The organism is Micromonospora sp. DT31 (assembly GCF_049841795.1).
In the GTDB taxonomy this organism is placed as follows: domain Bacteria; phylum Actinomycetota; class Actinomycetes; order Mycobacteriales; family Micromonosporaceae; genus Micromonospora.
This window is the reverse complement of sequence record NZ_JBNCKZ010000001.1, coordinates 553303-575885: the sequence shown is the minus strand read 5'-3', so window position 1 is coordinate 575885 and position 22583 is coordinate 553303. Positions and strand designations below refer to the sequence as shown.

Genomic DNA, 22583 nt, shown 5'->3' with positions numbered 1-22583 from the left:
CACCCACCCACACCCCCCCCCCCCCCCCCCCCCCACCCCCGGCCCCCCCCACCCGCCAAGGCCCCCCCCCCCCCCCCCCCCCCCCCCCCCACGTCCAGGGCGGGCACCGGTGGGCGACCGTACAGTGGGGAGGGTCCTACCCACCGTCTCGCCGGAAGGACCACCGTGAACCGACGCATCAGGACCGCCCTCGGCGTCGCCCTGACCGCCACCCTCGTCACCACCGCCGCCCCGACCCCCGCAGCCGCCCACGGGCGCCCACCGGCCGTCATCGCCCTGCCGGACGGCTTCCAGCCGGAGGGCGTCGCCGCCGCCGGCCGGTACGCCTGGTTCGGCTCCCGGGCCACCGGCGAGATCTACCGCGCCGACCTGATCACCGGCGCCGGCACCCAGCTCAGCCCGCCCACCGGCACCCCCTCGCTCGGTCTGAAGGTGGACCCGCGAGGCCGGCTCTTCGTGGCCGGCGGCACCGCCGGGGACGCCCGGGTGATCGACACCCGCAGCGGCGCGGTGCTCGCCCGCTACCGGTTCGCCGAGGCACCGACCTTCGTCAACGACGTCACGCTCACCCGGGACGCCGCCTGGTTCACCGACTCGAACCGGCCGGTGCTCTACCGTCTCCCGCTGGGCCGCGGCGGCGCGCTGCCGCCCGCCGAGGGCTTCACCACGCTCACGCTCACCGGTGACTTCCAGCAGATCGGCACCGGCGTCAACCTCAACGGGATCGTCCCGACGCCGGACGGGCGTGGCCTGATCGTCGTGCAGTCGAACACCGGCACGTTGTTCCGGGTCGATCCAGCCACCGGCCGCACCACCGCCGTGAGCGTGCCGGGGCAGACCTTCACCAACGGTGACGGCCTGCTGCTGCTCGGCCGCACGCTCTACGTGGTGCAGAACCGGCTCAACCAGGTCGCCGTGGTCGAGCTGAACCGTGCCGGCACCACCGGTGTGTTGCGCCGGATCATCACCGACCCGGCCTTCGACGTGCCGACCACCGTGGCCACCGCCCTGGGCCGGCTCTACCTGCCCAACGGCCGCTTCAGCACGCCGCCGACCCCGACCACCCCGTACACCGTGGTCGCCGTCGACCGACGTTGAGCCGCCGCCCGGGCCGCCCCGCCAGGGACGGCCCGGGTCGCTCAGTCCTGCAACTCCGGCCCGAGCAGCCGGATCTCCTCGATGTCGATGGCCGCCTGAAGCTCCCGGAGCACCCCGTCGTCGATCTGGTTGGCGTTGCGCAGCCGGGTCACCTCCTGTCGCTTGTGGTCGAGCACCCGCAGGCGCAGCCGCCGGGCCAGTTCCCGCTCGTCCTCCGCCTCCGGACCGCGCGGGTCGCGGGCGTCGGCCAGGTGGTCATGGTAGTCGGCGCGGATCTGGTCCACCGTCTCCTGCGCCGCGCCCACCTCGGTGGCCACCCGGGGCAGCGCCTCCAGGGCCGCCTCGGTGGCCCGGATCCGGGCCCAGCGCACCTCGTCGTCCCGTTCCCGGTCGCCGGTCAGGCCGGCCCAGCCGACCACCGCGGGCAGGGTGGTGCCCTGCACCAGCATGATCAGCACGATCACCACCACGGTCACGAAGATGATCAGGTCCCGCTCGTAGACGGGTCCGCCGTCGTACATGGTGACCGGCACGGCCAACGCGGCGGCCAGCGACACGGCGCCGCGGAAGCCGGCCCACCCCGCGGCGGTGCGCATCCGGGCGTCGAAGTGACGCGGGCGTCGTGACCGGTGGTCCACCCGCTGCAGCAGCGCGACCGACAGGTGCACCCAGGCCAGCCGGGTGAGCACCACGACCAGGGCGACCAGGACCGCGATGCCCAGCGCCGCCATCGGCGAGTGGCTGGTGATGCCCCGCAGCGAACGGGGCACCTGCGTGCCGAGCAGCACGAACAACCCACCGTTGATCATGAAGGTGGACAGGTCCCAGAACGCGTACGCGGTGATCCGCGAGCGGGCCCGGATCACCCGGGGACCGGCGTAGGACAGCAGCAGCCCGGAGACCACGACCGCGAGCACACCGCTGGCGTGCGCCGCGTCGGCGAGCAGGAACGCCACGAACGGGGTGAGGATGCTCAGCCCGCCCTCCCGCATCGGGTCGTCGACGCGCTTGCGGATCAGCACCACGAGCCCGCCGACGAGCAGGCCCGCCGCCACGCCGCCGGCCGCCTTGCCGACGAACTCGCCGGTGAGCGTCCACGCCCCCGGCACCGTGCCGCCGGCGACCACACCGGCGGCCACCGCGAACAGGACAAGTGCCGTACCGTCGTTGATCAGGCTCTCCGCCCGCAACGTGGTGAGGATTCCGCGTGGCATCCGCTTGGCCAGCCCGGCCACCGCGGCGGCGTCGGTGGGCGCCAGGACCGCGCCGAGCACCCAGGCGGCGGCCGGCGCCATCCCCAGCGCCTGACCGGCGTACGCGACGGCGACCATGGTGATGACCACAAGCGCGACGGCCAGCCCGACGATCACCAGCAGGTTGGCCCGGATCTCCCGGAGGCTGGTCACCAGGCTCTCCCGGTAGAGGATCGCCGGGAGGAACAGCACCAGCACGACCTCGGGGTCGAGGAGCAGGTCGTCGAAGGGCGGCAGCAGGCCGATCAGCGCGCCCATGGCGATCAGCAGCACCGGCGGCGCGACACGGTAGCGGCCCCCGATGGTGGTGCCGACCAGCACGGTGGCCCCGAGCACCGTGATCAGCACGAGTGCTTCCACGCCGTACCCCCGTCGCAGTTCGCCCGATCCACCGTGCCGTGCCGTGGCGGGCCGGTGGGACGGAAGCGGTGGTCGCTACTCGAAGCGGGCGGTGTCCCCGGCGCCGCGGCGCAGGATCTCCGGCTCCGGGCCGGACAGGTCGACCACGGTGGTGGGTTCCAGCCCGCACTCCCCGGCGTCGACCACGGCGTCGATCAGGTGGTCGAGCCGTTCCTTGATCTCCCAGCCCTGGGTCATCGGCTCGTCCTCCCCCGGCAGCAGCAGCGTACTGGACAGCAGGGGTTCGCCGATCTCGGCGAGCAACGCCTGGGTCACGGTGTGTTTCGGCACCCGCGCCCCGACCACCCGCCGCCGCGGGTCCTGCAACCGGCGCGGGACCTCCGCGGTGGCCGGCAGCAGGAACGTGTAGCTGCCCGGGATCGCGGCCTTGACCTGGCGGAAGACCGCGTTGCTGAGTTTGACGAACTGGCCGAGCTGGGCGAAGTCGGCGCACACCAGCGTGAACGGGTGCCGGTCGTCGAGCCGCCGGATGTCCCGGATGCGCTCCACCCCGGCCCGGTTGCCGAGGCGGCAGCCGAGCGCGTAGCAGGAGTCGGTCGGGTACGCGATCACCCCGCCCTCGTCCAGCAGGTTCACCACCTGCCGGATCACCCGGGGTTGCGGATTGTCCGGATGCAGGTCGTAGTACCGCGCCACGCGGGTGAGCCTATGCCCACCCCCGGCCGGTCGCAGGTTTGCCCCGGCCGGATTCCGGAAACAGATGGAAGCCGTTTCACGACAGGGGGGACCAGAAGATGTCCGAAGCCAGCACAGACCGCGTCATCGACCGCCCCGCGGAGGTGACCGATCCGCTGCTGTGGGACCTGGCCGCCGCGGTGGCCGACGCGCACCAGCCGGACGCGGAGCGCGTCTGCGCCAGCCCCAGTTGTGTCGGCGCCGCGTGGCCGTGCGCCGCCTGGAACGCCGCCCAGGAAGGGCTGGGCGTCGCCCGCCGACCGCGCCCGGACGAATCGCCCGGCGCCGCTCGCCGCCCGCTCGTCGCCGCTCAGGCGACGGACGGACAGTCGGATGCCACGGCGGCGTCCCGACCCGGGTCGACCCGACTGGTCGCCGCCGCCTGACGGTCGCGTCGCGGCGGCACAGGCGCGTGCGCGGCGCGAACCGGTCGAGGCACGGAAGATCGACTCCGGCGCCTGCTCCCGTTCCAGGGGCAGGCGCCGGAGCCGTCTGGCGCCCGGCGCAGGTGCGCCGGGACCGGACAGCGGACAAGTCCTCGGATCCGGCCGGCGCGTCCCCCGGCCCACCCGGATACGAGGGATGACGTCGGCCCTGCTCAGCGGGCCGTCGAGAGATCACGGAGTCGATTTCGGCGAGCACGGAGAGCGCTCTCTTTTGCAACAAGACATTGACGGACAGGTAACCGGATCCTAATGTTCCACGTCAAGAGAGCGCTCTCACGAACTCGGATCTCCCACCGCAACCCCGCTTCTCCTCGTGAAGGGGACCTCCATGACCCTCTCCCCGCGGGACTTCTCCCCCGACCCGGCACCCCCGGCCGCCTCCGCCCCGTCCCGTCCCGGCCGACGGGTGCTCGCCCTGGCCGCCGCGTCCGCGCTCGCGGCCGGCCTGCTCGCCGTCGTGGTCGGCGGTGGCGGCGCGGCCACCGCCGGCACCGTCGGCGCCGGCAGCTACACCGAGACACTGCCGGCCGGTGCCGCGCTGCCCAAGGGCTGCGGCGCGATCAGCACCAACCCGAGGACCTTCGCCACCGCCGACGCGCCGGCCGGCGCGATCCCCACCAACGACTGGTGGTCGTCGCTGATCTGGAAGCGCAACAACTGCACCGGCAGCGAGAACCTCCAGGCCCACCCGCTGGCGTTCCGCGCCGAGAGCAACGGGCTCGGTCTGTCGTACACCACCACGCCGGCGATCAGCGGCACCGCGACCGGGGTCGGCGAATACCACTACCCCTACACCGAGGACGTCCGGGTCGGCATCGCCGGGTTGTCCGCGCCGGTGGTCAAGGCCGCCGACTGGACCGACTGGACGGTCACCGCCGACTTCAGCGACGGCAGCCGCACCCTGCGCGCCACCATCGGTCACGGCCTGCCGTTCAGCTACTACACGGTCCGCGGCGGCAACGCGCAGCTCACCACCGCGACGACGCCCACCGTCTGGCGCAACTCCGGGTCGACCCTCGGCTTCACGGTCAACGGCCACGACTACGTCGCGTACGCACCGACCGGCGCCACCTGGGCCGTCAACGGCACCGGCATCACCTCCACGCTGGCCGGCAAGGGCTACTTCTCGGTCGCGGTACTGCCCGGCGGCGGCGACCGGGCCGCCCTCGCCGACACCTACGGCAGGTACGCCCACGCACACGTCACAGGCACCCGGATGAGCTACGCCTACGACCAGTCGGCCGGCACGGTACGCACCACCTACGCGTTCACCACCACCGCGCGCGAGGGCAGCGAGACGAAGACCGTGGTCGCGCTCTACCCGCACCAGTGGCGCAGCCTCACCGGGGCCACCCCGATCACCCCGACCTACGTCTCGGCACGCGGCGCCATGCGGGTACTCACCGGCGTGCCGTCGTTCACCACCACCATGCGCTTCACCGGCGTCCTGCCCGAGGTGCCGGCGGTCGGCGACTCCAGCGGCGCGGACCTGTCCACCGTCACCGGCTACCTGAACGCCGAGCAGGGCAACCCGGAGGGCGTCAGCGGCCCGGACACGTACTGGGCCGGCAAGGGACTCGGCCGGGCCGCCCGGATCGCCGAGATCGCCGACCAGCTCGGGCAGACCTCGGTCCGCGACGCGGCGGTGACCGCCATGAAGAGCCGGCTGACCAACTGGCTCACCGCCGGATCCGGGGAGGCCGGCCAGCTGTTCTACTACGACCGCAACTGGGGCACGCTGATCGGCTACCCCGCCTCGTACGGCTCCGACGAGGACCTCAACGACCATCACTTCCACTACGGCTACTTCATCGCCGCCGCCGCCACGGTCGCCAAGTTCGACCCCGGGTGGGCCGACGACACCCGCTACGGCGGCATGGTCGACCTGCTCATCCGCGACGCCAACAACTACGACCGGGCCGACCGCCGCTTCCCCTACCTGCGCGACTTCGACATCTACGCCGGCCACGACTGGGCCTCCGGCCTCGCGCCGTTCTTCGCCGGCAACAACCAGGAGTCCTCCTCGGAGGGGATGAACTTCGCCAACGCCCTGATCCAGTGGGGACAGGCCACCGGTGACACCGCCGTACGCGACGCCGGCGTCTACCTGTGGACCACCCAGTCCGCGGCCATCTCCGAGTACTGGTTCGACGTGTACGACCAGAACTTCCCGGCCGCCTTCGGGCACAAGACGATGGGCATGGTGTGGGGTGACGGCGGGTCGTACTCCACCTGGTTCTCCGCCGCCCCGGAGATGATCCAGGGCATCAACATGCTGCCGATCACCGGCGGTCACCTCTACCTCGGCGACTACCCGGAGTACGTCAAGGCCAACTACGCCGAACTGGTCACCAACAAGGGTGGCCCGCCATCGGTGTGGCAGGACATCATCTGGGAGTTCCTCGCGCTCGGCGACGGCGAACAGGCGTTGCGCAACTTCCGCGCCAACAGTGGCTTCACCAGCGAGGAGGGCGAGAGCAAGGCGCACACGTTCCACTGGATCCGCAACCTCGCCGCACTCGGCACGGTGGACACCACGGTCACCGCGAACCATCCGTTGGCGAAGGTGTTCCGCAAGAACGGGGTACGCACCTACGTGGCCTCGAACATCACCGCACAGTCGCTCACCGTCACCTTCTCCGACGGCACCCGGCTCACCGTGCCGGCCGGCCGGACCGCCACCTCCGGGGCGTACACGTGGAGTGGCGGCAGCGCCACCGGCGGCGTGGCCGTGCCGACCGGTCCCCCGCCGACCACGACTCCCCCGCCGACCACGACGCCCAGCCCGACGCCGAGCGCTACGCCCAGCCCGACCGCCACCCCGAGCCCGACGCCGACCGGCACCCCCGTGACTCCGGTCCGCTACCTGCGCTCCGGCGGCGGGCTCAGCGCGGCGGCCGGTACGAGCGGCACGGTCGGCGTGGTCGCCGCCAACGGCAACCACGACGGCACGCCGACCAACCCGCAGGTCTTCACCGCCACCGGGTTGACCGGCCGGTACACCGGCGGGGCCACCGCCTTCGACCTGGCCGTCGACGCGGGCACCGCGGTCGGCAACGGCGTCCAGATCCGCGTCTCGTACGACCTGACCGGCGACGGCCGCGTCGACCGGGCGGAGACCTACAGGTACTTCGCCACCGACCCGGTTCCCGGCGCGGAACGCTACCGGCAGACAGAGGGTCTGCTCTCGGCCACCGGCACGCCGGGCAACCTGTCCGGCGGGACGGTACGGGTCGAGGTGTGGAACGCCATCGGCAACTTCCCCACCAGCCTCGGCGTCGGCAACAGCTCGACGGTCACCCTGCCCTACAGTTCCTGACCCGGTTCCGGCGCCCCGACCCGACGGTCGGGGCGCCGGTTCACGGCCAGCGGGTGGCGGTCGCCTCGAACAGTTCGCGGTCGCTGGCCACCGGGATGACGCAGAGCAGGTGCCCGCCCGGCGCGCGCAGCACGTGACAGTCGAGCCAGCGGGAGACCGGCGTGGCGCCCAGCCCGCGCAGTCGCTGCACCTCGGCCGCCACGTCGTCGGTCTCGATGTCGAGGTGGTGCCGGGGCGTGTCGTCGACCGACTGCACGGCGGTGACCAGTCCGGGCACCACGTCCACCAGGTCGGTGAACTCCGGTTCGTCCGGGCTGGTGCGCACGTCCGCGCCGAGCGCGGCGGACCAGAACGCGGTGGCCGCGCCCGCCGTCTCCTGTGGCGCGTCGATGATCAGGGCGTACAACCGGGAACGATGCATCGCCCGAGCCTAACCACCGCCCCCGTCGCGGGCTGCCGAGCTGTCAGGCGGTCGCCTCGGCGAGCAGCTCCAGCAGGTGCCGGTACGGCCGGCCGGTGGCCCGGGCCAGACCGATCTCGCAGGTGCGGTTCACCGAGGCGTACCCGTCGAACGGCCGCGCGGTGACCGCGGCGGCCTCGGCGCGGGTGGCCGAGGCGGTCAGCTCCGGGTGCAGCAGCCCCCGGTCACCGGCGAAGCCGCAGCACTGCCAGCCGTCCGGGACCACCACCTCCTCGGCGAGGGCCCGGGCGACCGTGAGCAGCGCGTCGTCCAGCCCGAGGCGGGCCGACGAGCAGGTCGGATGCAGGGCGAGGGAACCGAGCCGGCGGCGGACGGTCAGCCGGGGCAGCAGCGTGGCGGCGGTGAAGGCGACGGCGTCGACCACCGCCAGGTCACCGGCGTCGGCGAGCAGCCGCGCGAAGCCCTCGGTGCAGGACGCGGCATCGCTGACCACCGGCAACGCACCGTCGCGGCTGGCCGCCCGCAGCACTGGCGGGACCCGGTCGCGCACCGCCCGGTAGCCGTCGGTGAGCCCCTTGGACGACCAGGGCGTGCCGCAGCACAGGTCGCCGATCCCGTCCGGCACGAGCAGGCGGACGCCGGCCCGGTCGGCGAGGGTGAGCAGCGCGGCGGCCACCCCGGTGCCGCCCTGCTCCGGGGCGAACAGGGTGCCGAGGCAGGACGGCACGAACACCGCGTCCGGTTCGGGTTCGGCACGGGGCCGGCGGGGCGTGCCGCCGCGGGGCAGGTCCCGCTGCCACCGTGGCACCCGGTCCGCGCCGAGGACCGCGCGGGCGGCCCGGGTGGCCGCCTCGGGCAGCGCGGGGGGCAGCGCCCCGGCCAGGTCGAGGCCCCGGGCCATGCCGCGGGTGGTGGCGTCCCACCGCCGGGCCGCGCCGCGCCAACCGGTCCGGGCGGCCCGGCCGTGCTCCTCGGCACGCAGCCGCCTGACCAGGTCACCGGTGTTGATCAGCACCGGGCAGGCGGTGGCGCACATGCCGTCGACGGCGCAGGTCTGCACCGCGTCGTAGTCGTACGCCTCCTCCAGTTCCCGGGCCAGCGCCGGGTCGCCGGCGGCGCGGGCGGCGACGATCTCCCGGCGCAGCACGATGCGCTGCCGGGGTGTGGTGGTCAGGTCGCGGCTGGGGCAGACCGGCTCGCAGTAGCCGCACTCGACGCACCGGTCCACCTCCTCCTCCACGGTCGGCACGGTCTTGAGGTGCCGCAGGTGGATCTCCGGGTCGTCGCTGAGCAGCACACCGGGGTTGAGTACGCCGTCCGGGTCGCAGAGCGTCTTCAGCTCGCGCATCACCGCGTACAGCTCGTCGCCGAACTGGCGGCGCACGTACGGGGCCATCACCCGCCCGGTGCCGTGCTCGGCCTTGAGCGTGCCACCGTGGCCGAGCACCAGGTCGACCATCTCCTCGGTGAAGTCGGCGTAGCGGGCGGGGGCCTCGCCCCCGTCGAACCGCTCGTTGAGCATGAAGTGCAGGTTGCCGTCCTTGGCGTGGCCGAAGATCACGCTGTCGGCGTACCGGTGCCGCTCGAACAGGTCGGCCAGCGCGGCGCAGGTGCCGGCCAGCGCCTCGACCGGCACGGCGATGTCCTCCAGCAGCGCGGTGGTGCCGGACGGGCGGGCGCCGGCGACCGCCGCGTACAGGCCCTTGCGGATGTGCCACAACGCGGCGCGGCCGGCGGGTTCGCCGCTGAGCCGGGCCGGCGCGCTCAGCGGCAGGTCAGCCAGCACCGGCTCGGCGGCGGCGACCCGCTCCGCGAGCGCCTGCGGGTCCGACTCCTGCCATTCGACGAGCAGCGCGGCGTGCCCGCGCACGGCCAGCCCGCGCAGCGCGGCGTCCGCCTTCGGGTCGCGCTGGGCGACCCGCAGGGCGGCGGCGTCGAGCAGTTCGACCGCCGCCGGCCCGGCGGCCACCAGCGCCGGCATCGCGGCCATCGCCGCGCCGAGGGTCTCGAAGACCAGCAGGCCGGTCGCGGCGTGCCGGTGCACGGGTACGGTGCGCAACGTCGCCGAGGCGACGAACGCCAGCGTGCCCTCGCTGCCCACCACGAGCCGGGTGAGCAGGTCGGCCGGGTCGTCGTGGTCGAGGAACGCGTTCACCCCGTACCCCATGGTGTTCTTCATGGCGTACTGGACGCGGATCCGGCGCACCGAGTCGGGGTTGTCGCGTACCCGCTCGCGCAGGGCCGCCAGCCCGGCGTGCAGCGCCGGCTCGGCCGCGCGCAGGCGGGCGTCGGCGTCCGGTGCGCCGGTGTCCAGCGCGGTGCCGCTGGGCAGCACCAGCACCAGCGACTCCAGCGTCCGGTAGGTGTTGAACTCGGTGCCGCAGGTCATGCCGCTGGAGTTGTTGGCGACCACGCCGCCGACGGTGCACGCGGACTCGCTGGCCGGGTCCGGGCCGAGTTTGCGGCCGTGCGGGGCGAGCCGCGCGTTGACCTGCCGCAGCACCACACCCGGTTGTACGCGCACCCGCCGGCCGTCGTCGAGGACGGTGACATCGCGGAAGTGCCGCCGCACGTCGACGAGCACCCGGTCGGTGACGGCCTGGCCGCTGAGGCTGGTGCCGCCCGAGCGGAACGTCAGCGGGGTGCCGGTGCGCCGGCTGTGCGCCAGCAGCGCGCCCACCTGACCGGCGTCGGCCGGGGTGACCACCGCACCGGGGTGCAGCAGGTAGTGCGACGCGTCGTGGGCCATCCGTAGCCGGTCCGCGGCCCGGGTGGCCACACCGCCGGGCACCGCCGACTCCAGTCCGGCCCGCGCCGCCGCGCTCAACTCCGTCATGATCGCCGCACCTCCCCGGCCCACCCTAGTCACGCGCCGGCCGGCTCATCGGCGGTGAGCCGCGTCAGCACCCGTTGCTGGAACGCGCGGGCCGCCGGCCCGGACGGTGGCGGGCCGCCCCGGCGGGCGGCGATCGAGGCGTGGATCAGCGACGCGTCCGGGTCGTCGGCGGCGACCCGCAGCCCGGCGTCGATCTTGCCCAGCCAGACGCCGTCGCGGCAGCGCACCAGCGCGCGGCAGGCGCCGAGCACCGCGTCCTCGGCGCCGGGCGCCGGTTCGTCACCGGGCGGCGTGGGCCGCGCCAGCCACCACCGCGTCGCTTCGGCGAGCAGCGCCCGCAGCGCCTCCGGCGGCGGCTCGGCGAACGCGTCGGCGGCCGGCGGGCCGAGCAGGGCCAGGCCGCACCGGCGCAGGATCGCGCGGTCCAGCGCGTACCAGAACCGCCCGTCGGCGGCGGGCCGGTCGGCCGGGTCGTAGGTGGCCCGGAACGGCATGGCGGCGCCGGTGTTCAGCTCCACCTCGAAGCCGGGCTCGGCGGTGCCGGAGGCGGCCACGTCCCGGCGGTAGGCGACAAGTTCCAGGCCGCGTGCCGGGCAGGGCAGCGCCTCGTGCCGCAACCGGTGCACCAGCGCCCGCTTGGCGGTCGCCGGCAGCGGCCCGGCGACCAGCAGCGCCACGTCCACGTCGCTGCGCCCCGGCTGGTACGCGCCGAGCCCGATCGAACCGGCCGCGTACGCGCCGACCAGTTCGTCGCGGAGCACCTCGCGGGCACGGCGGACCAGCTCGGCGAGGTAGTCGCGGATGTCGTCGCGCATCCCGGCATCCTGCCCGGGCGCGGTCCCGGTCAGTCCGCCGGGTCGGGGCAGCAGACCGTCAGCGCGCCGGGCACCACCTTGACCTTGAGCCGCTTGGCCTTGCCCCGCGCGCCGCCGTCCAGCTCGTACGTCTTGGGCGCGTCGAACCGCACCCGGATGCGGCGGCCCCGGGTGATCCGTACGAACGGCGACTCCTCGGAGCGCCCGGCGGCCATCCGGCCCAGCGTGCGTGCCCAGTCCACGGCGCCGCTGGCGGTGGAGACGCCGACCTCCAGCGCCCCGTCGTCGGGGCGGGCGTCGTCGAAGGCCGGGATGCCACCGGTGATGGTGCCGACGTTGCCGAACAGCACACAGCTCGCCTCGCCGTCGAACCAGTCCGCGCCGTCGATCCGGATCCGGGTGCGCACGCACTCGCCGCGCACGTGCCGCAGGCCGGTCCAGACGTACGCGATCCGGCCGAACCGGCCCTTGAGCTGGCGGTCGGCATCGCGGATCAGGTCGCCGTCGAACCCGGCGCCCGCCATCACGGCGAAGTGCTCTCCGTTGATCCGGCCGAGGTCCAGCCGCCGGCGCGGCCCGTGCAGCGCGATGCGCACCGCCTCGGGCAGGTCGACCGGGATGCCGAGGTTGACGGCGAACAGGTTGGCGGTGCCGGCGGGCAGGATGCCCATCGGCACGTCGGTGCCGGCGAGCGCGTCGGCGCACCGCTGCACCATGCCGTCGCCGCCCCACACCAGCACCAGTTCGGCGCCCTCGTCGAGCGCGGCCCGCACCTGTTTCGGCGCCTTGCGGCTCTTCGGCACCTCGTACCAGAGCAGCCGTCCGACGCCCGCGCCGACCAGCCGGGACCGCAGCTCGTCGAGTCCGCCCCCGAACGTCTTCCTCCGGTGGGCGACGACAGCGACCACACCGGCGGAGGACGCGGCGGGGGCGGAGGCGGTGTCCGGGCGTTCGGCCGTGCTCGTGTCCATGGCCGCGCTGTACCCCGGCGCCGCGCGTCCCACTCCTGCGTGTGGGCCGGTCGGCGGTGACGCCGGGCAGGCCGCGCCGCACGTTCGGGGTCGTCGGGCCGGTGCCACCGCCGCGCCTCGGTTAGCCTGCGAGCCGGGCACGACTTTCGCCGAGCAGCCGGAGGCACCGCGTGCGAGGAACGGGAGAGACCCGGGGGCCGGCCGGGGCCGCCGCCGCGAGCCCGCGGCGCAGGCGGCGGCGCCTGCCGGTCATCCTCGCGGTCTGCCTGCTGCTGACCGGCTGCGGGCTGGTCGTGGGTGGCTACTACTTCGACAGCGTGCCCACGCCCAGCGACCTGAAGCTGCCCGAGTCGACGACCGTCTACTACGCCGACGGACGCACGCCGCTGGCGAAACTGGGCGCGCAGAACCGCACCATCGTGCCGTACGACCAGATGAACGACTCGGCCAAGCAGGCGATAGTGGCGACCGAGGACCGCACATTCTGGACGAACCGCGGCATCGACTTCAAGGGTGTGCTGCGGGCGGCCTGGGCCAACGTGAGCGGCGGGCAGCGGCAGGGCGCGTCCACCCTCACCCAGCAGTACGCCCGGATCGCCGCCGACCTGCGCGGCGTCACGTACTCCCGGAAACTGCGCGAGGCGGTGATCGCCTGGAAGCTCGACGACACGTACTCCAAGGAGGAGATCCTCGGCTTCTACCTGAACACGGTGCCGTTCGGCCGGGGCGCCTACGGCATCGAGGCGGCCGCGCAGACGTACTTCGGCAAGACGGTACGCCGGGACGCGCCGGCCGAACGGCAGCTCACCCAGGCCGAGGCGATGGTGCTCTGCGCGATGGTGAAGCAGCCGGAGGCGGACCCGGCCGACCCGGAGGGCGCGCCCGGCTACGACCCGCGCCGCAACGCGCTGGCCCGGCAGAACTCGATCGACCGCTGGAACTACATCCGCGACGGCATGGTCAAGCTCGACTACCTGACGCCGCAGCAGGCCGCGAACCTCGCGTATCCGGACACGGTTCGGCCGATCGAGAAGGACGCGGGCGGGTCCGACCTGGACCGGCCGACAGGCCTGGTGGTCAACCACGTGCTGGCCGAGCTGCGCCGGACCGAGCCGTTCCGGGGCAAGCCGGACGAGGTGATCCGCGACGGCGGCTACCGCATCGTCACCACCATCGACAAGCGCGTGCAGGACGCGGCCGAGGCGGCGGCGGACATCCGCCGCGACACCGCGCCCCGGGCGGTGCGCGGGCAGCCGCGCAACTGGCAGGCGGCGCTGGTTGCGGTGGAGCCGGGCACCGGCCGGGTGCTCGGCTACTACGGCGGCGGCAAGGCCTCCGGCGCCGACTACGCGGGCTGGTACGCCGACGAGAGCGGCGAGGCCCGCGGGTTCGGCCAGCATCCGCCGGGGTCGTCGTTCAAGGTGTACGACCTGGCCGCCGCCGCGCGCGAGGGAATCTCGGTCAAGCAGCGGTTCGACTCGCCGGACACCAAGGAGTTCCCCGCCTCGGGGCGCACGAAGGGCAGCGCGGCGGGGCCGATCCGCAACGCCGAACACGCGCCCTGCCAGCCGGACTGCGCGCTCTGGGAGGCCACCGTCGCCTCGCTCAACGTCACCTACTTCGAGCTGACCGAGAAGCTGGGCACCGCCAAGGTGATCGAGACGGCGCGGCAGGCCGGCGTGGAGTCGATGTGGGAGACGGTTCGCGGCAACCCCCGGCCGCAGCGCGTGGACCTGCGCAGTGACCCCGCCGACGAGGTGGCGAAGCGGTTCTCCACCGAGGTTGGCATCGGCCAGTACGGCATCACCGTGCAGGACCACGCGAACGGGATGGCCACGTTCGCGGCCGGCGGCAAGCGCGCCGACGCGCACTTCGTCCGGTCGGTCACCAAGGAGGACGAGGAGGTGTGGACCGAACAACTGCGCACCACCGACGTTGGCCTGGACCGGGAGGCGATCGACCAGCTGGGCTGGACGCTGCGCCGGGTCCGGGCGGCCAAGCTGGACAACGGCTGGGACTCCGCCGGCAAGACCGGCACCTGGCAGGCCGGGCAGAGCACCACCCAGAACGTGCACACCTGGATGGTGGGCTGGACCGGCGCGCTGGCCTCGGCGGTGTGGCTGGGCACCACCGACGGCAAACCGCTGCGCACCAGCGGCGGCAGCTACGACGTGTATGGCTCGACCGGCGCCGCGCCGATCTGGCGGCAGTTCATGACCCGGGCCACCGAGGCGCTGAAGCTCGACCCGGACAAGTACCGCTTCGGTGAGCCGAAGTTCCCCGGCGACACCCCGGAGCCGACCGGTTCGGTTGCACCCCCGGCCACTGCCACGCCCACGCCCACGCCGTCCGGCTCCCCCAGCCCGAGCCCGACCCGGTCGAGCCCGAGCCCGGACCCGACCGGGAGGCCGACGTCGCGCCCGACGCTGACGCCGTCGCTGCCGGCGCCACCCACGGCGTCACCGACGCGGACACGCGGCCCACGCTGACCCGCGGCCCACGCTTACCCGGCGCGGGCGGTCGCCCGCTCGCGCGGCGCCTCGCACCTATGTGCGCCATCCGCGCACAGCGGCAACCCCCGCAATTTGCACCGGGCGTCAGGGGCCATCGGCAATGTTCGCCCTGATCAGGGACTATTGAAGATCATGGTTTCCTGATTCGTGCCCGTGGCGATGCGCCCGGCGAAAGATCGTTGCCCAGGTCACCCATTGCTCCCGGCTCGGGCGGCGTGTGATTGTCACCAGCGAGCCGCCGCCCCCCGGCGACTCGGACGGTCGATCTGTCGACCCGGAGCCACGCCGGCAGCTCCGGTGACCGGCCGTCACCCGCCTCGCACCACCGCGCCGCCCGACCCCACCCGGGCTCCGTGCGGCGCGCCTGTAGAACAGGAGCACACCCCCTTGAAGCTCTCACCTCGCCTCGCCGCGCTCATCGGCGCGGCCGCGGCCGGCGTCCTCGCCGCCGGCACCGCCGCGGCGGTCCAGGCCGCACCACCCGCACCCGCCGCCCCCAACCCGGCCCAGGCCCGCGTGACCGCCGCCGACTCCGCCCGCGCGCTTGTCGCGGACCGCCCCGCCTACCTGCAGGCCGGCTCCGACGACGCGTTCGTGCAGAAGCCGGTCATCTCCTCCGAGGGCACCCAGTACGTGCCCTACGAGCGCACCTACAAGGGCCTGCCGGTCGTCGGCGGCGACTTCGTGCTCGCCACCGACTCCGCCGGCAACCTGAAGTACGCCTCGGTCGCCCAGCAGCGGCCCATCGGTGACCTCACCACCACCCCGAAGCTGACCTCGGCCGCCGCCGTGAAGACCGCACGCGCCCGACTGCGGACGGTCAGCGCGGTCGAGGGCACCACGCTCGTGGTCTACACCCTGGACGCCGCACCGGCACTGGCCTGGGAGACCACCGTCCGCGGCACCTCCGCCGACGGCCCCAGCCGGCTCACCGTCGACGTCGACGCGCGTACCGGCGCGGTGCTGCGCACACAGGAACACGTGGTCACCGGCACCGGCACCGGCGCCTGGAACGGGCCGAGCCCACTCGCCCTGAACACCACCCAGTCGGGCAGCACCTACACCATGAAGGACCCCACCGTCACGAACCTGAGCTGCCAGGACGCGGCCAACAACACCACGTTCAGCGGCACCGACGACGTGTGGGGCAACGGCACCGCCACCAACAAGGAGACCGGCTGCGTCGACGCGTTGTTCTCGGCCCAGACCGAGCACAAGATGCTGTCCCAGTGGCTGGGCCGCAACGGCGCCGACGGCAGCGGCGGCTACTGGCCGATCCGGGTCGGCCTGAACGACCAGAACGCCTACTACGACGGCAGCCAGGTGCAGATCGGCAAGAACACGGCCGGCCAGTGGATCGGCTCAATGGACGTGGTGGCGCACGAGATCGGCCACGGGATCGACGACCACACCCCCGGCGGCATCTCCCGCGGCGGCACCCAGGAGTTCGTGGCGGACACGTTCGGCGCGGCCACCGAGTGGTTCGCCAACGAGCCGTCCAGCTACGACGCGCCCGACTTCCTGGTCGGTGAGAAGATCAACCTGGTCGGCTCCGGCCCGATCCGCAACATGTACAACCCGTCGGCGCTCGGCGACCCGAACTGCTACTCCAGCAGCGTCCCGTCGACCGAGGTGCACGCCGCGGCCGGGCCCGGCAACCACTGGTTCTACCTGCTGGCCAACGGCAGCAGCCCGACCAACGGTCAGCCGTCCAGCTCGACCTGCAACGGCAGCAGCGTCACCGGCCTGGGCATCCAGAAGGCCATCAAGATCATGTACAACGGGATGCTGCTGAAGACCTCGTCCTCGTCGTACCTGAAGTACCGCACCTGGACGTTGCAGGCGGCGAAGAACCTCTACCCGAGCAGCTGCACCGAGTTCAACACGGTCAAGGCCGCGTGGGACGCGATCAGCGTACCGGCCCAGTCGACCGACCCGACCTGCGCCGGCGGGACCCCGACGCCCACGCCGACCGCCACGACCACGCCTCCCTCGGGCGGCTGCTCCGGCAACAAGCTGGCCAACCCCGGCTTCGAGTCGGGCAACGTGAACTGGACCGCCTCGTCCGGCGTCATCACCACCGCCAGCGGCCAGGCCGCGCACGGCGGCTCGTACAAGGCCTGGCTCAACGGCTACGGCTCGGCACACACGGACACGCTCAGCCAGTCGGTGACCGTCCCGGCCGGCTGCCGGGCAACGTTGACCTTCTGGCTGCACGTCGACAGCGCCGAGACGACCACCACCACCGCGTACGACAAGCTCACCGTCAAGGCCGGCGGCACCACGCTGGCCACCTACTCCAACCTGAACAAGGCCACCGGTTACGTGCAGCGGTCCTTCGACGTCTCGTCGCTGGCCGGCACCACGGCGACCATCTCGTTCAGCGGCGTGGAGGACAGCTCGCTGCAGACGTCTTTCGTCGTCGACGACACCGCGCTCGCCCTGGGCTGATCGCGGCGTGAGCGGCCGGCCGTCGTCCTCCCGACGGCCGGCCGCTTCGTCGTGCCGGGCCGGGCGTCGCCGGTCAGGCCGGACGCGCGGTCCGCGACGCGTTGCCGCGATCGCGGTGGATCCGCGCGGCCGCCTCGTGCATCGCGCGGCCGAACAGCTCGGCCTGGTCGCCCATGCTGCCGAGCCGGACGGCGAGCGCGTCGGCGTCGGCCCGCGCCGACGCGCTGACCTGGGCGTCCAGCTCGGACAGCGCGGCGTTGGCGGCGGTGACGAGGTGTTCGCAGAGGACCTCCAGCGGCTCGCCGGCCAGCTCCGGGGCGATCGTCACGGAGCCAAGCCGGCCACCCTGGACGGCGACCGCGCGGACCCGCCCGCCAGCGGCAGTGCCCTCGGCGCGCAGCAGGTCGCCCGGCTCGCCGTCGGCGTGCGCCGAGGCCCGGGAGCGCATCGCGGTGAGCGCCTGCTGCGTGCGGGTCAGCAGCTCGTCGAGGCTCGCGGCGGCCGAGAACGGGTCGTTGGTCATTTCCGCGCTTTCTTCACGTCTTGACTGAGCACTGTGACCCTAGCAATCGGTTGCGGCCACACGCATGCACCGGCCGGTCCCGGCCGCGTCCCGGTGCCGGGAGCAGGCCCGGTGTCGGCGACGCGGCGTGTCGCGGACGGACGAGCGCCCGGCCGGGCGAACCGGCCGGACGCTCGTGACCGCTCAGCTCAGGCGCAGCCGCTGACCCGGGAAGATCAGGCCGGGGTCGTCGCCGACCACGGCCCGGTTGCGCTCGTGCAGGGCATGCCATCCGCCGTCGACGCGCTGCGCCACGGCGATCTCCGACAGCGTGTCACCGGAGCGGACCACGTACGTCCCGGCACCGGGCGACCGCTGCGGCGCGACCTTGGTCATGGCGCGCTCCGGGGCGGTCCTGCGGGTGGCGGACCGCACCGAGATGGCATTCTTCGTGGTGGCGGCCCGGTCGGACCGGGTCGCCGAGGTGCTCTTCTTCGCCGAGCCGCCCTTCTTGCCGCAGACGGGCCAGGCGCCGATGCCCTGCCCCCGCAGCACCTTCTCGGCCACGGCGATCTGCTCGGACCGGCTGGCCAGGTCCGCCCGGGCGGCGTACTTCTGGCCGCCGTAGCCGTTCCAGGTGGCGCGGGAGAACTGGAGCCCGCCGTAGTAGCCGTTGCCAGTGTTGATCTTCCAGTTGCCGCCGGACTCGCAGCGTGCGACGGCGTCCCAGTTGACGGCGGCGCTGGCCGGCACGGCCGGGCCGAGCAGAGCCGCGGCGCCGACGGCGGCGCTGGTCAGAACCGCTCCGAGAGCGCTACGGCGACCGCGGGCTGAGTATTCAGTTGCCATGTGGATTCCTCCACGCCGACGAGGTGAGCTGTCGGGTTCGGGCCGAGGAGCCCGGCCGCCGGTGGCGGCTTCACCCCGAGGTGACGATGCACCGTGGAACGTGTGGTTCCCCCGCTCCCGCACGAGGTTCGGTTACGCGGCCGGCGGCGGGATTGGGCGTTACCGGACCGTGGTGCCCGCGAGCGCGGACGGAGCAGACGCTAGGCACCATTCGGGACGAATGCCCTCTTATCATGCCAGCGGTCACCCGAGTGGGCGACGTACCGTGCTTGCGGTGACGGAACCGTCGGGCGAATGACCGGCACGTCCGCCGGGGGCGGCAGCCGGGGGTGCCGCTACCGTGGGCAGGTCGGGCAAGATCACGCGAGGGGCGGACGGATGACCGAGCACGCACACGAGCTGGCCTTCGGCGGCTTCCTCACCCCCACCGCCGCGCAGCCCGAGCAGGTGGTGGCCCTGGCCGCGCTCTGCGAGCAGGCCGGCCTCGACCTGGTCACCTTCCAGGACCACCCCTACCAGCCCGGCTTCCTGGACACCTGGACGCTGATGGCCTACGTGGCCGCCGCCACCGAACGGATCGGTCTGGCCGGCAACGTACTCAACCTGCCGCTGCGCCAGCCGGTGGTGCTGGCCCGCAGCATCGCCAGCCTCGACCTGCTCACCGGCGGCCGGGTCGAGCTGGGGCTGGGCGCGGGCGCGTTCTGGGACGCGATCGAGGCGGTCGGCGGTCGACGCCTGTCCCCCGGCGCCGCCGTCACGGCGCTCGACGAGGCCATCGGAATCATCCGCGAGATCTGGGACACAGACCGCCGGGGCATGGTCCGCGTCGAGGGCGAGCACTACCGGGTCGTCGGCGCCAAACGCGGGCCGGCGCCGGCACACCCGGTGGGCATCTGGGTCGGCGCGTACAAGCCGCGCATGCTGCGCCTGGTCGGCCGCGCCGCGGACGGCTGGCTGCCCTCGCTGTCGTACCTTCCCAAGGGCCCCGACGAACTGCCGGCCATGAACGCGCTCGTCGACGAGGGCGCGCGGGCCGCCGGGCGGGACCCGGACGCGATCCGCCGCATGCTCAACGTCACCGGCGCCTTCACCCGCTCCTCCACCGGCTTCCTCGCCGGGCCGCCGCAGCAGTGGGTGGAGGAACTCGCCGGGCTCACTCTGGAGCACCGCATCACCACGTTCATCCTCGGCAGCGACGAGCCGCGCGCGATCCAGATCTTCGCCCAGGAGGTCGCCCCGGCGGTCCGGGAACTCGTCGCCGCCGAACGCACCACGCCGGGCAGCGGGGCCCGCGCCGTCGCCGAGGAACAGGCCACCACCGGCGGCCCGGCCACCCTCGCGGTCACCCCCACCCCCGACCCGGGGGTACGGCTGAGCACGCGCTCCCCCTGGGACGAGTCGACCCGCCCGACCGCCCCGCCGCCCCCGGCCGATCAGGTCTACCCGGCCCGGGGACAGGCCGTCGGGCAGCACCTGGTGGACGTCCACGACCACCTGCGCCAGGAGTTGGCCCAGGTGCGCGACCTGTTGGCACAGGTCACCCGCGGCGCGGTCACGCCGGAGGGCGCGCGGGCCGCGCTGAACCAGATGACCATGCGGCAGAACAACTGGACGCTCGGCGCGTACTGCGCGGCGTACTGCACGATGGTCACCCAGCACCACGGCCTGGAGGACGCCTCGATCTTCCCGCACCTGCGCCGCTCCGACGCCGGGCTGGCGGCGGTGCTGGACCGCCTCGAAGAGGAACACGTGGTGATCCACGGCGTGGTGGAGGACGTGGACCGCGCCCTGGTGGAGCTGATCCGCCAACCGGGTGACTTCACCGCCCTCCAGGAGGCGGTGGACCTGCTCACCGACACGCTGCTGTCGCACCTGTCCTACGAGGAGCGCCAGATCGTCGAGCCGCTGGCCCGCCACGGCTTCTACCCGGGCCAGCTGTGAAAGGAAGGGCCCCTTGTCAACGCCTGGGCGTCAACAAGGGGCCCTTCCTTTCCTTACACCTACAGGCCGCGGGCGAGACGGTCGGCGAGGATGCGGGTGAAGCGGGCCGGGTCGGTCAACTCGCCGCCCTCGGCCAGCAGCGCCATCCCGTACAGCAGTTCGGCGGTCTCGGTCAGCGCGGCCGGGTCGCCGCCCTCCCCGTGCGCCTTGCGCAGCCCGGTGACCAGCGGGTGGGTCGGGTTCAGCTCCAGGATCCGCTTGACCCGGGGCACCTCTTGGCCCATCGCCCGGTACATCTTCTCCAGCGTGGGCGTCATGTCGTGCGAGTCGCCGACCACACAGGCCGGTGAGGTGGTCAGTCGGGTGGACAGGCGCACCTCCTTGACGCTGTCGGTGAGCGCCCCGCCGAGGAAGGCGAGCAGGTCGGCGTACTCCTGCCGTTCGGCCTCGGCCTTCTCCTTCTCCTCCGCGGTCTCCAGGTCGACCTGGCCCTTGGCCACCGAGCGCAGCGTCCTGCCGTCGTACGCGCCGACGCGCTCGACCCACACCTCGTCCACCGGGTCGGTGAGGATGAGCACCTCGTAACCCTTGGCGCGGAACGCCTCCAGGTGCGGGGAGTTCTCGATGGTGGCCCGGTTCTCGCCGGTGGCGTAGTAGATCTCGGTCTGCCCGTCCTTCATCCGCTCCACGTAGTCGCGCAGCGTGGTCGGCTCGGCCGGGTCGTGGGTGCTGGCCGCGCGGACCAGTTCCAGCAGCGCCTCGGTGTTGTCCGGGTCCTCCAGCAGGCCCTCCTTGACGGCGGGCCCGAACTCGGTCCAGAACGTGCGGTACGACTCGGCGGACATCTCCTTGAGCGTGGCGAGCACCTTCTTGACCAACCGGCGGCGCACCGCGCGGATCTGCCGGTCCTGCTGGAGGATCTCCCGGGAGATGTTCAGCGACAGGTCGTGCGCGTCCACCACGCCCTTGACGAAGCGCAGGTAGTTGGGCATCAGCGCATCGCAGTCCTCCATGATGAAGACGCGCTTGACGTAGAGCTGCACGCCGCCGCGGCCCTGCGGGGAGAACAGGTCCAGCGGGGCGTGCGAGGGCACGAACAGCAACGCCTCGTACTCGAAGGTGCCCTCGCCGCGCATGTGGATGGTCTCCAGCGGGTCGGCCCAGTCGCGGGCGACGTGCCGGTAGAACTCCTTGTACTCCGCCTCGTCGACCTCGTCGCGCGAACGCGCCCAGAGCGCCTTCATCGAGTTGAGCGTCTGCTCCTCGCGGGTGGTGGCGCCGTCCTCGCCGGGCTTGTCCACGGTCATCCGGATGGGCCACGAGATGAAGTCGGAGTAGCGCTTGACGATCTCCCGGATGGTCCACTCGGCGGTGTAGTCGTGCAGGTTGTCCTCGGTGTCGACCGGCTTGAGGTGCAGCGTGACCGAGGTGCCCTGGGGCGCGTCGTCGACCGCCTCCACCGAGTAGGTGCCCTCGCCGGTGGACTCCCAGCGGGTGCCGCCGCTCTGGCCGGCCCGGCGGGTCACAAGCGTCACCCGGTCGGCGACCATGAAGGTGGCGTAGAAGCCGACGCCGAACTGGCCGATCAGCTCCTGCGAGGCGGCGGCGTCGGCGGACTCGCGCAGCTTGCGCAGCAGTTCGGCGGTGCCGGACTTGGCGATGGTGCCGATCAGCGCGACCACCTCGTCGCGGGTCATACCGATGCCGTTGTCCCGCACGGTGAGCGTACGGGCGTCCTTGTCGACCCCGAGTTCGATGTGCAGATCGGAGGTGTCGACCGACAACTCCTTGTCGACGAGCGACTCCAGCCGGAGCTTGTCCAGCGCGTCGGAGGCGTTCGAGATCAGTTCGCGCAGGAAGACGTCCTTGTTCGAGTAGATCGAGTGCACCATCAGCTGCAACAGCTGACGGGCCTCGGCCTGGAACTCCAACGTCTCGACCCGGTCGCTCACACCGACTCCCTTCCCTGTGGCGGGCTCACGGCGGAAAGGATACGAGGGGTGACGGCGACGGCACACACCGGCCGCCCGCCTTCGCGGGCCTGCTGGTCCAACCAGTTGACGGGTTGACGTG

At 73.1% G+C, this 22583-nt stretch carries 15 protein-coding genes and 1 riboswitch; of the genes, 6 read left to right on the top strand and 9 right to left on the bottom strand.

Going from position 1 to position 22583, the window contains the following annotated elements:
- Positions 1-165: 165 nt before the first annotated feature.
- Positions 166-1098 (top strand): superoxide dismutase, encoded by a 933-nt coding sequence (locus tag ACLQ2X_RS02460; protein WP_425679253.1) that lies wholly within the window; start codon positions 166-168, stop codon positions 1096-1098.
- Positions 1099-1139: 41 nt separating this feature from the next.
- On the opposite strand, the gene ACLQ2X_RS02455 is transcribed toward ACLQ2X_RS02460, so the two are convergent.
- Positions 1140-2711, bottom strand: a complete 1572-nt coding sequence (locus ACLQ2X_RS02455; protein WP_425679252.1) for a Na+/H+ antiporter — start codon at positions 2709-2711, stop codon at positions 1140-1142.
- 75 nt (positions 2712-2786) lie between these two features.
- Positions 2787-3407 carry an L-threonylcarbamoyladenylate synthase gene (locus ACLQ2X_RS02450; RefSeq protein WP_425679251.1) on the bottom strand — a complete coding sequence of 207 codons (621 nt, stop codon included), beginning with the start codon at positions 3405-3407 and terminating at the stop codon, positions 2787-2789.
- Between the two features lie 98 nt (positions 3408-3505).
- Between ACLQ2X_RS02450 and ACLQ2X_RS02445 the strand changes: the two genes are divergently transcribed.
- Together ACLQ2X_RS02445 and ACLQ2X_RS02440 are read left to right on the top strand one after the other, a co-directional pair.
- Positions 3506-3832, top strand: a complete 327-nt coding sequence (locus tag ACLQ2X_RS02445; RefSeq protein ID WP_425679250.1) for a hypothetical protein — start codon at positions 3506-3508, stop codon at positions 3830-3832.
- 388 nt (positions 3833-4220) lie between these two features.
- Positions 4221-7211, top strand: a complete 2991-nt coding sequence (locus ACLQ2X_RS02440; RefSeq protein ID WP_425679249.1) for a glycosyl hydrolase — start codon at positions 4221-4223, stop codon at positions 7209-7211.
- A 40-nt stretch (positions 7212-7251) separates the two neighbouring features.
- On the opposite strand, the gene ACLQ2X_RS02435 is transcribed toward ACLQ2X_RS02440, so the two are convergent.
- The 4 genes from ACLQ2X_RS02435 to ACLQ2X_RS02420 are packed head-to-tail and all read right to left on the bottom strand — an operon-like array spanning position 7252 to position 12254.
- Positions 7252-7632, bottom strand: coding sequence for a VOC family protein (locus ACLQ2X_RS02435; protein ID WP_425679248.1), 381 nt, complete (start codon positions 7630-7632; stop codon positions 7252-7254).
- A gap of 43 nt (positions 7633-7675) precedes the next feature.
- A complete protein-coding gene (locus tag ACLQ2X_RS02430; RefSeq protein WP_425679247.1) occupies positions 7676-10468 on the bottom strand; it encodes an FAD-binding and (Fe-S)-binding domain-containing protein in 2793 nt (930 codons plus the stop codon).
- Between the two features lie 29 nt (positions 10469-10497).
- Entirely contained in the window at positions 10498-11283 is a 786-nt protein-coding gene (locus tag ACLQ2X_RS02425) for a nucleotidyltransferase domain-containing protein (RefSeq protein WP_425679246.1), read from the bottom strand.
- Between the two features lie 29 nt (positions 11284-11312).
- Positions 11313-12254, bottom strand: coding sequence for a diacylglycerol/lipid kinase family protein (locus tag ACLQ2X_RS02420; protein WP_425679245.1), 942 nt, complete (start codon positions 12252-12254; stop codon positions 11313-11315).
- Between the two features lie 170 nt (positions 12255-12424).
- Here ACLQ2X_RS02420 and ACLQ2X_RS02415 point away from each other — a divergent pair, with 170 nt between their 5' ends.
- Both ACLQ2X_RS02415 and ACLQ2X_RS02410 read left to right on the top strand, forming a co-directional pair.
- Entirely contained in the window at positions 12425-14743 is a 2319-nt protein-coding gene (locus ACLQ2X_RS02415) for a transglycosylase domain-containing protein (protein ID WP_425679244.1), read from the top strand.
- A 411-nt stretch (positions 14744-15154) separates the two neighbouring features.
- Positions 15155-17218: a M4 family metallopeptidase gene (locus ACLQ2X_RS02410; RefSeq protein ID WP_425679243.1), complete on the top strand. Its 2064-nt coding sequence runs from the start codon at positions 15155-15157 to the stop codon at positions 17216-17218.
- 73 nt (positions 17219-17291) lie between these two features.
- On the opposite strand, the gene ACLQ2X_RS02405 is transcribed toward ACLQ2X_RS02410, so the two are convergent.
- Both ACLQ2X_RS02405 and ACLQ2X_RS02400 read right to left on the bottom strand, forming a co-directional pair.
- Positions 17292-17741 (bottom strand): YbaB/EbfC family nucleoid-associated protein, encoded by a 450-nt coding sequence (locus ACLQ2X_RS02405; RefSeq protein ID WP_425679242.1) that lies wholly within the window; start codon positions 17739-17741, stop codon positions 17292-17294.
- A 183-nt stretch (positions 17742-17924) separates the two neighbouring features.
- Positions 17925-18569, bottom strand: coding sequence for a transglycosylase family protein (locus ACLQ2X_RS02400; RefSeq protein WP_425679241.1), 645 nt, complete (start codon positions 18567-18569; stop codon positions 17925-17927).
- Positions 18568-18713: riboswitch (cyclic di-AMP (ydaO/yuaA leader) on the bottom strand. (Overlaps the previous gene by 2 nt.)
- Before the next feature lie 234 nt (positions 18714-18947).
- Here ACLQ2X_RS02400 and ACLQ2X_RS02395 point away from each other — a divergent pair.
- Complete coding sequence (locus ACLQ2X_RS02395; protein WP_425679240.1) at positions 18948-20510, top strand: LLM class flavin-dependent oxidoreductase; 1563 nt, start codon at positions 18948-18950, stop codon at positions 20508-20510.
- A 59-nt stretch (positions 20511-20569) separates the two neighbouring features.
- Here ACLQ2X_RS02395 and htpG read toward each other — a convergent pair whose 3' ends face one another.
- On the bottom strand, positions 20570-22462 hold the full coding sequence (gene htpG / locus ACLQ2X_RS02390) for a molecular chaperone HtpG (RefSeq protein WP_425679239.1): 1893 nt from the start codon (positions 22460-22462) through the stop codon (positions 20570-20572).
- Positions 22463-22583 lie beyond the last annotated feature (121 nt).